The following is a 13378-nucleotide window of genomic DNA, read 5'->3' on the forward strand; positions in this document are numbered from 1 at the left end:
ACATCTAACGGTCAGGACCGACAATGCTAGTGGCCTGACCGCTAAATGACCATCCCAACCGCTTAGCGGAACGGCGGCTCGTCGAAGCTGCGTAGTTTGCGCGAGTGCAGGGAGTTGAGTTCGGTGCGCAACAGGTCGACCGCCTCGATGCCGATCTTCAAGTGCTGGCTGACCGCACGCTCATAGAACGCGTTGGCCGAACCCGGCAGCTTGATCTCGCTGTGCAAGGGTTTGTCCGATACGCACAACAAGGTGCCGTAAGGCACGCGCAAACGGTAACCCTGGGCGGCGATGGTGCCACTTTCCATGTCCACGGCCACGGCGCGGGACAGGTTGATCAGCGGCCGCTCCTGGGCCCAGCGCAGTTCCCAGTTCCGGTCGTCATAGGTCAGCACGGTACCGGTGCGCAGGCGTTTTTTCAGCTCTTCGCCTTTTTCGCCAGTGACCTTGGCCGCCGCCTGCTGAAGCGCCAACTGCACTTCGGCCAGGGCCGGAATAGGGATGTTCGGCGGTACCACGCGGTCGAGAATCCCGTCGCGGCGCATATAGGCGTGGGCCAGTACGTAGTCGCCGATGGTCTGGGATTGGCGCAGGCCGCCGCAGTGGCCGATCATCAGCCAGCAATGCGGGCGTAGTACGGCCAAGTGGTCGGTGATGTTCTTGGCGTTGGACGGGCCTACGCCGATGTTCACCAAGGTCACGCCGTGGCCGTCAGTGGCCTGCAGGTGATACGCCGGCATCTGGTAGCGGTGCCAGACCACGCCGGCGGCAATGGCCGAGGCTTCGCCGTGGTCCATGCTCTTGTCGATCACCACGTTGCCGGGCAGCACCATACGGATAAACCGCGGGTCGCTGCGCAGTTGCTCCAGGCCATGCAGGATGAACTGGTCCACGTAGCGGTGGTAGTTGGTCAGCAAGATCCACGGCTGCACATGGCGCCAGTCGCTGCCGGTGTAATGCACCAGACGACGCAGGGAAAAGTCCACGCGGGCGGCATCGAACAGGGCCAGGGGCAGTGGGTCGGTGTTTTCCCAGTCGTACAGGCCATCGGCAATGCCGTCGGTGGCGGCGGACAGGTCGGTACTGGGGAATACACGAGCCAGGGTCGCGGCGGTGACGCCGGAGCCGGCCAGTTCATCACCCTGCTCCACCACATAGGGGTACGGGATGTTCTGCTGGCTGACGCCCACTTCCACCGTCACGGTGAAGTCGTGCATCAGCGGCACCAGTTGCTCCAGCAGGTACTTACGGAACGCGGCCGGGTGGGTCACGGTGACGCTATAGGTACCGGGCAACTGCACCTTGGCATACGCACGGGTGGTCTGTGGGACTTCGCCGTGGCAGTGGTAGGTCAGGCGCAGTTCCGGGTAGCGAAACAGTGCGCGTTGAGCGGCGTCGGGTTCGACGCGGTCCTTGAGGTATTGCTTGAGCGCTTGGTTGAGCGCGCCAGTCGCACGCTCATGCAGCGCCGCCAGCCGGTCCACGGCTTCTTCGGCGGTTTTAACGACAACAAAAGCTTCGGTCACGGTAAGCATCCTGTGTTCTGACTTGCAGGCCTTTATCTTGCCTGTATCCAGGCCTCACCGAAACACCGGAAGTGGAATGCTTTGATAGGTGGGAGCTGGCTTGCCTGCGATAGCGGTCTATCAGCCACATAATTGCTGGCTGGACCACCGCTATCGCAGGCAAGCCAGCTCCCACATTTGACTGTGTTTATTCAGAGGGATTGTGGGGTTGAGCGGGCGACAATAGCTTGCACATCCACCCCACGCGGCAAGGTGCCATATACCCGCCCCGACGACTCACCCAACCGACTGGCGATAAACCCGTCGCTCACCGCCGCATTGCCCGCCTCCAGCAACAACTTGGCCTGCAACGCCAGGGCAATGTCCTCGGTCAGTTGCCGTGCCCGATACTGGATATCCTGGGTGTCCATGAACGCCGCCTTCAACTGCTCGATATGCCGCGCCAGCTGTTTGTCGCCATGGCCATCCCCCAGCTCCACAAACAACACCTCCAGCACACCCGGCTCTTTGGACAACGCACGCAGCACGTCCAGGCATTGCACATTGCCAGAGCCTTCCCACGTGGAGTTAACCGGTGCCTCACGGTAAAGACGCGGCAGGATGCTGTCTTCCACGTACCCGGCGCCGCCCATGCATTCGGCGGCTTCGTTGATCATCGCGGGCGCGCGCTTGCAGATCCAATACTTGCCCACGGCTGTGACCAGCCGGGCGAACTTGGCTTCATGTTCATCATCAAGCTGATCCAGGGCACGCCCCATGCGCAGGCTCAAGGCCAGGGCCGCTTCGCTTTCCAGGGCCAGGTCGGCCAGCACGTTCTGCATCAGCGGCTGCTCGCTGAGCACGCGGCCACCCACTTGGCGATGGGCGCAGTGATGGCTGGCCTGGGTCAGCGCCTGGCGCATCAAGGCGCTGGAGCCGACCATGCAATCGAAACGTGTCATGGCAACCATTTCGATAATGGTTGGAACGCCGCGGCCTTCTTCACCGACCATCCACGCCAGGGCGCCGCGAAACTCCACTTCGCTGGAGGCGTTGGAGCAGTTGCCGAGTTTGTTCTTCAAGCGCTGGATGTAGAACTCGTTGCGCGTGTCATCCGGGCGGTGCCGGGGCAGCAAAAAACAGGTCAGACCCTTATCGGTCTGGGCCAGGGTCAGGAAGCCATCGCACATTGGTGCCGAGCAGAACCACTTATGCCCCACCAGTTCGTAGGCTTGGCCGGGGCCACCCGCGCCCACGGGATAAGCGCGAGTGGTATTGGCGCGCACGTCGGTGCCGCCCTGCTTCTCGGTCATGGCCATGCCGATAGTAACGCCGGCCTTGTGGGCGATGCCGACATTGCGCGGGTCGTAGTGAGTATTGAGCACTTTAGGCAGCCAGAGGTCCGCCAGCTCCGGTTGCAGGCGCAGGGCCGGAACGCAGGCGAAGGTCATGGTCAGCGGGCAGCCGCTGCCGGCTTCGGCCTGGCTATGCAGGTAGGTCATCGCCGCACGCGCCACATGGGCGCCAGGCTGCGGATGGGCCCACGGCAACGACGGCAGGCCATGCTCGACGGCGGTGCGCATCAACTCGTGATAAGCCGGGTGAAACTCCACCAGGTCGATACGATGGCCGTAACGGTCATGGCTACTGAACACCGGTTTGTTCTGGTTGGCCAGGAACCCGGCTGCCATCAACGGCCCACCGGCCAGCGCACCGTAGGCATCAATGCGCGCTTGTGCCCAACCGGCGCCGAAGCGGCGTGACCATTCCTGCAAAGGCAAGTCGATGCGATACAGGTTAGTGCCGTCCAGGGACGGTGGCTGGTTGGTGACGTCGTGGGTTTCGGCAAACTGATGCAGGTTCATGACGGGCCTCCTGGAAAAAGGCCGCATCGATCTCAGGCTGCCTGTAGGAGCGAGCTTGCTCGCGAAAAACCTGAGAGCAACGCGCTAACCCAGGCGGGGCGCGTTATCGTTGACGTTCTTCGCGAGCAAGCTCGCTTCTACAAAAAACACGGATCGATTGAGGCCGGTTTTTTCAGTTAAGCATCGCCACCGCGCTTAAAAAAGTGGCATACGTGCCGAATGCTCGGCGCTTTCACCCTCATCCGCACACAGCACGCTGCGCTCAAGCGCCGCCTGCAAGGCGTCGAAACGCACCGGTTTGGCCAGTCGGTCCGTCATGCCAATACCATGGCAGCGCTCACGCTCCGGCCCATTGGGCGAAGTGCTCAGGGCGATCACCGGCAATTCACCGCAGCCGGGCAATGCGCGAATCTGGCAGCACAACGAAAAGCCACCCTCTGGCACATCCAGCAGCACGGCGTCGAAACTGTGCCCCTGCAATGCAGCGAGCGCCGCCGGGCCGCTGTCCACGGTTTTGACCCGGTAACCGAGCTTGAGCAACATGCCACGCACCGCCAACTGGCCCACGCTGTTGTCGTCCACCAACAGCACCGTGCATTCCTGAGGCGCACGCTGTGCAGGCAAAGCCTGCGCGGCCGGCGTCACCTGCTGCGGCACGGCGCTGACGTCCATTTCCAACTGGAAGCGGCTGCCTTTACGGGGCTCCGAATGATGGGTCAGGCGCCCGCCCAGCAGTTCGATCAACTGCCGGCAAATCGCCAGGCCAATGCCCAGGCCGCCGTATTCACGCGTCATCGAGCCGTCCAACTGAAAGAAACGCTGATACAACGTGGCCTCATCGAGAAAGGCAAAGCCGATACCGGTGTCGGTGACGATAAAGCTCAAGTGCAAGGCGCCATCCCCTTGCGGCACGCCCACCACACGCAAACGCACCGCGCCGACGTGGGTGAATTTGAACGCATTGTCGAGCAGGCAATCCAGGCACTGACGCAACTTTTGGGCATCGCCGATGAGCCGGTCTGGCAGCTCATCCGCGACGTCAATGGAGAACGCCAGCCCCTTGGCCTGGGCGCTGCCGGTGAACTGCTGGCGCAAGGTATCGAGCTCGCCGCGCAGGCTGAACACTTGCGGCTGGGCCACCAGGCGACCGGCCTGCAACTCGGTGAGGGTGAGGATGCCGTTGACCATGCGCATCATGTCCCGCGCCGAGCCGGCGGCGGTTTGCTGGTACTGCGTCAGGTCATCGTCCAAAGGCACGGTTTGCATCAGTTCCAAAGAGCCGATCACACCGTTCATCGGCGTGCGCAATTCGTGGGTCAGGGTGGCGAGAAATTCGTCTTTGAGGCGATTGCTGCGGGCCAGTTGCTGGTTGAGCGCTTCCAGCTTCTGGCTGGCATCGAGGAGAATCTGCGCCTGCTGTTCGCGCATGCCGTTGATACGGTCAGCCAGGGCCAGGGACAACAGCGCCACTTCAATGGCTGAGCCGAGCTGGCTGGCGTACATGGTCAGGAACACGTTAGGCAGATAACCCAGCACCATCAGGGTATTGATCACCCCGCCGAGCAGGAAGGCCGACCAGGCGATGATGAAATAACGCGCCATGCGCTGCCCGCAATACCAGGCCTTGATGGCCGCCACGAAGATGGTCACGGTAAACACCAGCGCCAGCGCAGTGGCCAGGCGCAGGGCCACGGCGTAACTGGTCAACAGCGCCAGTGCCATCACCAACCCGCCACAGGCCGCCAGCGCCAGCAGGATGCGGTTGAGCCAGCGACTGTGCTGCGCAGTGTGCAGGAAACTGCGCGCGAACAGGCTGCCGAACAAAGCCGCCGAGCCGATCAGGAACGGAACCGCCGCATTCGCCCACCAGGGGTTGTTCGGCCAGAAGTACTCCACCGCAACGCCATTGACCGACAGCTGATACAAGCCGAACGAAGCGATATAGAAGATGTAATAGAGGTAGCTGGTGTCGCGTACGCTCAGGTAGATAAACAGGTTGTAGATCAGCATGCCCAGCAACACACCGTAGATGGCGCCGAGCACGTACAAACGCAACGGTTGCTCTTCCATATAGGCAGTGCCCGCCCACAACGTCAGCGGTGCCTGGATCGAGCCTTGGCTTTGCAAGCGCAGGTAGACGGTTTGTTGCTGGTCGGGCAAGAAGCTGAGCTTGAACAGGTAGTTGCTCTGGCTCACCTCACGGCTGGAAAAAGGCAATGCGCTGCCGGTGCGGGCGGTGAGGCGGTAGTGGCCGGTGCCGTCGTTCTGGTAGAGGTCCAGGCGATTGAGCGGCGGGTAGGCCAGTTCCAGAAACCAGGTGCGTGGTGCGCGGGGATCTTTGGCGGTGTAGTGCAGGTTGACCTTCAGCCAGAACACCGAGCGTGAATAGCCGGCATTGAGCGTGTCTTTGTCGTGGGTCTTGAATTGGGCGGCATAGGCGGGGGAACTGACATCGGCGATGGTGAGGGCATCGGTTGGGTCTTCGAGCACTTGCATGACCCGGCCCAACGGGAGGCTGCGCGTGTCCTGGTTGAACTCGACAGCGCCGGCGAGCATCGGTAGCCCGCACAATATAAACATCAGCAAATAGCGCATAGAGCCCCAGCGTAGCCTGGTCCGGTTGTGTCAAAAGCCCCCCATTCCTTTTGAGAAGACGTACACCGGCGATACAGTAAGTTATTGGGATGCACTTTAGCATAGCCAGTAAAAGCCATTAGCCACTGCCGGAACTTTTTTTAGAACAGCTCTAGCGCAATGCTTTCAGACCACTGCGTTGCAGCGTTCGGCCACGCAAAGCGACGCTGCAGCAGCAAACTTCTGCCATCGCCAGGCAGCCACGCAAAAAGCGTTTGGTGGTAAGCTCGCGCACCATGAATATCTACAGTTCTCGCCCCGTTGTCCTCTGTCTCTCCGGCCACGATCCCAGTGGTGGCGCCGGCCTGCAGGCAGATATCGAAGCCCTGCTCGCCCAGGGTTGCCACGCGGCCCCGGCCGTCACCGCGCTGACCGTGCAGAACACCGTCAATGTCAGTGATTTCCGCGTGCTTGACCGTGAGTGGGTACTGGCCCAGGCCAATGCCGTGCTCGGCGACTCTGAAGTCGCGGCGGTCAAGCTGGGCATGCTCGGCTCCACTGCGATGGTCGACACCGTGGTCGAGCTGCTGCAGGCGCACCCGCATTTGCCGGTGGTCTGCGACCCGGTGCTGCGCGCCGGCGGCGGCGGTAGCCTGGGCAAGGACGAGGTCGGTTATGCGATGCGCGAGCGGCTGCTGCCCCTGTCATTGATCGCCACCCCCAACCTGCCAGAAGCGCGCATCCTCGCGGAACTGCCCGACGGCAGCGCCGACGACTGCGCCGACAAGCTGCTGCCGTACATCAAGCACCTGCTCATCACCGGCGGCCATGGCGATGAGCACGAAGTGCACAATCGCCTGTACAGCCGCGACGGCACGCGCCAGACCTTTACCTGCCAGCGCTTGCCCGGCAGTTATCACGGCTCGGGTTGCACCTTGGCCAGTGCGCTGGCCGGGCGCATTGCCCAGGGTGAAGGTTTGGCCAGCGCCGTGCAATCGGCCCTCAACTACACGTGGCGTACCCTGCGTGATGCCGAACAACTCGGCCAGGGCCAGTTCGTGCCGCGCCGATTGCCGCTGGATTTCTGCTCGTAACTTATCGCTCGTCAGCAAGGGGTTTGCCCGATGAAACTACGCGGCCTTTACGCCATTACCGACAGCCAGCTGTTGGCCGGCAAATTCCTCGCCTACGTCGAGGCGGCGCTGGACGGTGGCGTCACCCTGTTGCAGTACCGCGACAAAAGCAGCGACGAGGCACGGCGCCTGCGTGAAGCCGAAAAGCTCTATGAACTGTGCTCGCGCTACAAGACTCAATTGATCATCAACGACGATGCCGAACTGGCCGCGCGACTGGGCGTCGGCGTACATCTGGGCCAGACTGACGGTCCGCTGACCTCGGCCCGGGCACTGCTCGACGCCAAGGCGATCATCGGCGCCACCTGCCACAGCCAGATCGAACTGGCCGAACAGGCCGCCAAAGAAGGCGCCAGCTACGTCGCCTTCGGCCGCTTCTTCAATTCCACGACCAAACCCGGCGCACCCGCCGCCACCGTTGACATGCTGGCCCAGGCCCGCAAGCGCCTGCACCTGCCGATCTGCGTAATCGGCGGCGTCACCCTGGAAAACGCCGAGCCGCTGGTGGCCCACGGGGCCGACCTGCTCGCCGTGGTCCATGGCCTGTTCGGTGCCGACAGCACCCAGGAAGTCACCCGCCGCGCCCGTGCATTCAACGACCTTCTTAAATCTTCAGTTTAGAGAGCCCGATCATGTCCCGTTCCGAAACCCTGTTTGCCAACGCCCAGAAACACATCCCCGGCGGTGTGAACTCCCCTGTGCGTGCGTTCAAGAGCGTGGGCGGCACGCCGTTGTTCTTCAAGCATGCCGAAGGCGCCTACGTCACCGATGAAGACGACAAGCGCTATGTCGACTATGTCGGCTCCTGGGGCCCGATGATCCTCGGCCACAGCCATCCGGACGTGCTGGACGCGGTGCGCCAGCAACTGCAGCACGGCTTGTCCTACGGCGCCCCGACCGCGATGGAAACCGAGATGGCCGACCTGGTCTGCTCGATCGTGCCGTCTATGGAAATGGTGCGCATGGTCAGCTCCGGCACCGAAGCCACCATGAGCGCGATCCGCCTGGCCCGTGGTTTCACCGGCCGCGACAACATCATCAAGTTCGAAGGCTGCTACCACGGTCACTCCGACAGCCTGCTGGTAAAAGCCGGCTCCGGCGCGCTGACCCAAGGCGTACCCAATTCTGCTGGTGTACCTGCGGCGTTCGCCAAGCACACCCTGACCTTGCCGTTCAACGACCTCGCGGCCGTCGAGCAGATGCTCAGCGAAGTCGGCCAGGACGTTGCCTGCATCATCGTCGAGCCAGTCGCCGGCAACATGAACTGCGTTCCACCGGCCCCGGGTTTTCTTGAGGGCCTGCGCGAGCAGTGCGACAAGCATGGCGTGGTGCTGATTTTTGACGAAGTGATGACCGGTTTCCGGGTCGCCCTCGGTGGCGCCCAGGCTTACTACGGCGTCACGCCAGACCTGAGCACCTTCGGCAAGATCATCGGCGGCGGCATGCCGGTAGGCTGCTTCGGCGGCAAGCGCGAGATCATGCAACACATCGCCCCGCTCGGCCCGGTCTACCAGGCAGGCACCTTGTCGGGTAACCCGCTGGCAATGGCCGCCGGCCTGACCACCCTGCGCCTGATCAGCCGCCCGGGCTTCCACGCCGAGCTGACCGACTACACCACACGCCTGCTCGACGGCCTGCAACAGCGCGCCGATGCCGCCGGCATCCCGTTTGTGACCACCCAGGCCGGTGGCATGTTCGGCCTGTACTTCAGCGGCGCCGACGATATCGTCACCTTCGATGACGTGATGGGCAGCGATGCCGAGCTGTTCAAGCGCTTCTTCCACCTGATGCTCGAAGGCGGCGTGTACCTGGCACCGAGCGCCTTTGAAGCTGGCTTCACTTCGATCGCCCATGGCGAAGCCGAACTGAAATTGACCCTGGATGCTGCCGAGCGCGCGTTCGCGGCCCTGAAATAAGTGACGGCAACCTCTGACGTTGCCCCTGGCAGCGTCAGATTTTCTACTTTGCTTACAGAGAATTCCTGGTTTTTTCGAGAATTGCCCTGCAATCCGGCAGATAACTTGCCCAAGCAGCAGAAAAACGAGTAAAGACTTTGTAAGCAGAGGCCTGCTTATTTCATAATGCGCGCTTATTGGACTCCCTCGAGGGTCCGCGCGCCCCGTCAGAGGTAAGTCGATTCCCATGAAACGCACCGGCCGCACCCTGGTTCTGGGCTGCCTGTTGCTCCTTCAACCGCTACTGGCACATGCCCAGGCCGGCGGCAACTCGTTGTTAATCCCAGCGATGGGTCGTTGCACCCTCAATACCCAGCCAGAGAGCCAGGCCGAAGCCCTGAGCGCGTGCCAGAAACAGGCCGAGGAAGGGGATGCGCAAGCACAATACGAGTTGGGCGAGTACTACCACGACAGCAAGAACCCGGCCGTTGACCTCAACAAAGCGTTGAGCTACTTCGAGAAAGCCTCGTTGCAGGGCCACGCCCAGGCGCAATACCAGTTGGGCAACATGTTCTTCAAAGGCGAAGGCGTGCCGGCCAACAACGTCCAGGCGTACATCGTGCTGAAAATGGCCGCGGTCAACGGCGCCGAAGACGCACTGGACACTGCCGACGAAGTCGCCGAGCACATGCAGCGCGATGAACTGGAAGTGGCGACCCAGGTGCTAGGGCAGATTTTCCGCAACTACCTGCAGGAATTGCAGAGTGCTGATGGGCGTTCGCCGTTCTCACCCCTTCCCTGATTTTTTGTAGACCTTACATCGCTATCGCAGGCAAGCCAGCTCCCACAGTGACTGCATTCCAGCATTGAAACGCGGTCGAGTGTGGGAGCTGGCTTGCCTGCGATAGACCCCCCCTCGGTCTAAAGCCCTACTTCTCAGGCATCGGCATCGGAAACGGCATCACATTGCTCATGCCCCGAGCTTCACTGATCTTCGGCGTCCCCAAGCGCTCGACTTCATCGATGCGCACAATCGAATGCATGGGCACAAAGCTGCGCACTACCCCTTCGAACTGGGCCTTGAGCTTTTCTTCGCCCGGATCGACCACCAACTGGGTGCGCTCGCCAAAGACGAACTCTTCCACCTCCAGGAAGCCCCACAGATCACTTTGATAGATCTGCTTGGCGTACATTTCGAACACCTGGCCCTGGTTGAGGAAAATCACCTTATAGATTGGAGCTTCACGTTTGGTCATGGTGGGCGAACAACACATGGGGATATAAAAGAGGGCGCGAACTATAGCATGGCACCCGATGCACAGCGCTAGGAACCAATGGGCATGCCCCCCTATAATGCGCGGTTCTTTACCACCAGTTGACGATTCCCATGGCCAAGAAGCTTTACATCGAAACCCACGGTTGCCAGATGAACGAGTACGACAGCTCGCGCATGGTCGACTTGCTGGGCGAACACCAGGCCCTGGAAGTCACTGCCCGCGCCGAAGATGCCGACGTGATTTTGCTCAATACCTGCTCGATCCGCGAGCGGGCCCAGGACCGTGTGTATTCGCAGCTGGGCCGCTGGCGCGAATTGAAACTGGCCAACCCGGACATGGTGATCGCCGTCGGCGGGTGCGTGGCCAGCCAGGAAGGCGCTGCGATCCGCGACCGCGCGCCCTATGTCGATGTGGTGTTCGGCCCGCAAACCCTGCACCGTCTGCCAGAGATGATCGACGCCGCACGTATCACCAAGCTGCCGCAGGTTGACGTGTCGTTCCCCGAAATCGAAAAATTCGACCATCTGCCCGAACCGCGCATCGATGGGCCGAGCGCCTATGTGTCGGTGATGGAAGGCTGCAGCAAGTACTGCACCTTCTGCGTGGTGCCTTACACCCGTGGCGAAGAAGTCAGCCGGCCGTTTGACGATGTGCTGTCGGAAATCATCCACCTGGCTGAAAACGGCGTGCGCGAAGTGACCCTGCTGGGCCAGAACGTCAACGGCTACCGTGGCCAGACCGATGACGGCCGCCTGGCCGACCTGGCGGAATTGATCCGCGTGGTCGCCGCCGTTGATGGCATCGAGCGCATCCGCTACACCACCTCGCACCCGCTGGAGTTTTCCGACAGCCTGATCCAGGCCCACGCCGAAGTACCAGAGCTGGTCAAGCACCTGCACTTGCCGGTGCAATCGGGTTCGGACCGCATTCTCTCGGCGATGAAGCGCAACCACACCGCACTGGAATACAAATCCAAACTGCGCAAACTTCGCGCCGCCGTGCCAGGCATTTGCATCAGCTCGGACTTTATCGTCGGCTTCCCGGGCGAAACCGAGAAAGACTTCCAGCAGACCATGAAGCTGATCGAAGACGTGGGTTTCGACTTCTCCTACTCGTTCGTCTACAGCCAGCGCCCAGGCACTCCGGCTGCCGACCTGCTGGATGAAACCCCGGAGGCGTTGAAAAAAGAGCGTTTGAACGCGCTGCAACATCGCCTCAATCAGCAGGGCTTCGAAATCAGCCGACAAATGGTCGGTTCGATCCAGCGCATTCTGGTGACCGATTATTCGAAGAAAGACCCGGGTGAATTGCAGGGTCGTACCGAGAACAACCGAATCGTCAACTTCCGCTGTGACAATCCCACGCTGATCGGCCAGTTTGCCGATGTGCACATTGATGCGGCGCAGCCACACTCGTTGCGTGGCTCGTTGATCAACTGATCTCGCTGACCGGATGAAGATCAAAATGTGGGAGCTGGCTTGCCTGCGATAGCGATGTATCAGTGCCCAATGTGCCAACTGACCCACCGCTATCGCAGGCAAGCCAGCTCCCACAGGGGTTCTTCAGGGTTATCGAGAGTGGGGCCAGGCTATTTAAGTGCTTTCGCACACCAGCGCCTGGCGTTATTCTCTCTCTCACCTCATCAGCCAAAGGGCGGCTAAAAGCAACCTTGAACGCACCCATAGCAGAACCCCATCGTTTTATCCTCGAGCCTTTTGAGGCTCGCCGTTTCGCCAACCTGTGCGGACAGTTCGACGAGCACCTGCGCCTGATCGAACAACGCCTGAGCATCGAGATCCGCAACCGCGGCAATCAGTTCGAGCTCATTGGTGAACCCCAACACACCACGTCTGCAGAAAACCTGCTGCGCCGTCTCTACCGCGAAACCAAGGGTAGCGAGCTGTCGCCGGAGACCGTGCACCTGTACCTGCAGGAGTCGGCTGTGGAAGACCTGGCCAATAACCCGGTGGCCGAAGCCAGCGTGGCCTTGCGTACCAAAAAAGGCATGATTCGCCCACGCGGCTTGAATCAGCAGAAGTACGTCAAGGAAATCCTGGGCAACGACATCAACTTCGGCATCGGCCCGGCCGGTACCGGCAAGACCTACCTCGCGGTGGCCTGCGCCGTCGACGCCCTGGAGCGCGAGCAAGTGCGGCGCATCCTGCTGGTGCGCCCAGCGGTCGAGGCCGGCGAAAAGCTCGGTTTCCTGCCCGGCGACTTGGCCCAGAAGATCGACCCGTACCTGCGCCCGCTCTACGACGCGCTGTACGAGATGCTCGGTTTTGAATACGTGGCCAAGCTGATCGAGCGCCAGGTGATCGAGATCGCCCCGCTGGCCTACATGCGTGGCCGTACGCTCAACAACAGCTTCATCATTCTCGACGAAAGCCAGAACACCACCGTCGAGCAGATGAAGATGTTCCTCACCCGTATCGGTTTCGGCTCCACTGCCGTGATCACGGGCGACATCACCCAGGTCGACCTGCCCAAGGGCACCAAGTCGGGCCTGGGCCAGGTGATCGAGGTGCTCAAGGACGTGCCGGGTATCAGCTTCACGCACTTCATGCCCAAGGACGTGGTGCGCCACCCGCTGGTGCAGCGCATTGTCGAAGCCTATGAGCGTTTCGAACACCGCGACGACGCGCCCGCCAAGGACGCTCGCCACGATGCTTGAGCTCGACCTGCAGCTGGCCACCGACGCGCCCGCCCCCAGCGAAGCCCAGTTCCGCCAATGGTGTGAACTGGCTTTGCGCCAGCGCACCGCTGACTCGGAGCTGACCATTCGTCTGGTGGACGAGGCCGAAGGCCGTGAGCTGAACCACACCTGGCGCCAGAAAGACTACGCGACCAACGTGCTGTCCTTCCCCGCCGACGTGCCCGACGAATTGCTGGATATCCCGCTGTTGGGCGACCTGGTGATCTGCGTCGCGGTGGTCGAGCGAGAAGCGGCGGAACAAGGCAAGGAACTTGAGGCCCATTGGGCCCATCTAGTCATCCACGGCTGCTTGCATCTCTTGGGTTACGACCATATAGACGATGACGAAGCCGAGGAAATGGAAGCACTGGAACGAACGTTGCTTGCAGAACTGGGTCACCGCGACCCATATGCAGACGACGAAAGCTGATCAA

The 13378-nt window shown here is 61.4% G+C and carries 11 protein-coding genes; 7 read left to right on the forward strand and 4 right to left on the reverse strand.

Annotated elements, in window-relative coordinates; genetic code table 11:
- Nucleotides 1-62 precede the first annotated feature (62 nt).
- The 3 genes from amn to GIW79_RS20700 form a co-directional block, all read right to left on the reverse strand.
- Nucleotides 63-1535 carry an AMP nucleosidase gene (gene amn / locus GIW79_RS20690; RefSeq protein WP_153475217.1) on the reverse strand — a complete coding sequence of 491 codons (1473 nt, stop codon included), beginning with the start codon at nucleotides 1533-1535 and terminating at the stop codon, nucleotides 63-65.
- Nucleotides 1536-1717: 182 nt separating this feature from the next.
- A complete protein-coding gene (locus GIW79_RS20695; protein WP_089042506.1) occupies nucleotides 1718-3370 on the reverse strand; it encodes an acyl-CoA dehydrogenase family protein in 1653 nt (550 codons plus the stop codon).
- Between the two features lie 195 nt (nucleotides 3371-3565).
- Complete coding sequence (locus GIW79_RS20700; RefSeq protein WP_197901259.1) at nucleotides 3566-5965, reverse strand: hybrid sensor histidine kinase/response regulator; 2400 nt, start codon at nucleotides 5963-5965, stop codon at nucleotides 3566-3568.
- A 275-nt stretch (nucleotides 5966-6240) separates the two neighbouring features.
- Between GIW79_RS20700 and GIW79_RS20705 the strand changes: the two genes are divergently transcribed.
- From GIW79_RS20705 to GIW79_RS20720, 4 genes are all read left to right on the forward strand, one after another.
- Nucleotides 6241-7038 (forward strand): hydroxymethylpyrimidine/phosphomethylpyrimidine kinase, encoded by a 798-nt coding sequence (locus GIW79_RS20705; protein ID WP_236454465.1) that lies wholly within the window; start codon nucleotides 6241-6243, stop codon nucleotides 7036-7038.
- Nucleotides 7039-7068: 30 nt separating this feature from the next.
- Complete coding sequence (gene thiE, locus GIW79_RS20710; protein WP_236454466.1) at nucleotides 7069-7698, forward strand: thiamine phosphate synthase; 630 nt, start codon at nucleotides 7069-7071, stop codon at nucleotides 7696-7698.
- Between the two features lie 11 nt (nucleotides 7699-7709).
- Complete coding sequence (gene hemL, locus GIW79_RS20715) at nucleotides 7710-8993, forward strand: glutamate-1-semialdehyde 2,1-aminomutase (RefSeq protein WP_072448264.1); 1284 nt, start codon at nucleotides 7710-7712, stop codon at nucleotides 8991-8993.
- A gap of 226 nt (nucleotides 8994-9219) precedes the next feature.
- Nucleotides 9220-9774 carry a tetratricopeptide repeat protein gene (locus GIW79_RS20720; RefSeq protein WP_034126914.1) on the forward strand — a complete coding sequence of 185 codons (555 nt, stop codon included), beginning with the start codon at nucleotides 9220-9222 and terminating at the stop codon, nucleotides 9772-9774.
- Nucleotides 9775-9901: 127 nt separating this feature from the next.
- Here GIW79_RS20720 and GIW79_RS20725 read toward each other — a convergent pair whose 3' ends face one another.
- Entirely contained in the window at nucleotides 9902-10228 is a 327-nt protein-coding gene (locus GIW79_RS20725) for a DUF1820 family protein (RefSeq protein ID WP_003215457.1), read from the reverse strand.
- A 131-nt stretch (nucleotides 10229-10359) separates the two neighbouring features.
- Here GIW79_RS20725 and miaB point away from each other — a divergent pair, with 131 nt between their 5' ends.
- From miaB to ybeY, 3 genes are all read left to right on the forward strand, one after another.
- Entirely contained in the window at nucleotides 10360-11688 is a 1329-nt protein-coding gene (miaB, locus tag GIW79_RS20730; RefSeq protein ID WP_014720071.1) for a tRNA (N6-isopentenyl adenosine(37)-C2)-methylthiotransferase MiaB, read from the forward strand.
- A gap of 230 nt (nucleotides 11689-11918) precedes the next feature.
- Nucleotides 11919-12923 (forward strand): PhoH family protein, encoded by a 1005-nt coding sequence (locus GIW79_RS20735; RefSeq protein ID WP_019818064.1) that lies wholly within the window; start codon nucleotides 11919-11921, stop codon nucleotides 12921-12923.
- Nucleotides 12916-13374: an rRNA maturation RNase YbeY gene (gene ybeY, locus GIW79_RS20740; RefSeq protein ID WP_003194442.1), complete on the forward strand. Its 459-nt coding sequence runs from the start codon at nucleotides 12916-12918 to the stop codon at nucleotides 13372-13374. The genes GIW79_RS20735 and ybeY overlap by 8 nt, the downstream gene beginning before the upstream one ends.
- Nucleotides 13375-13378: the final 4 nt, after the last annotated feature.

This window comes from Pseudomonas sp. PA-7-1E (genome assembly GCF_021605325.1).
Classification (GTDB): Bacteria; Pseudomonadota; Gammaproteobacteria; order Pseudomonadales; family Pseudomonadaceae; genus Aquipseudomonas; species Aquipseudomonas fluorescens_BV.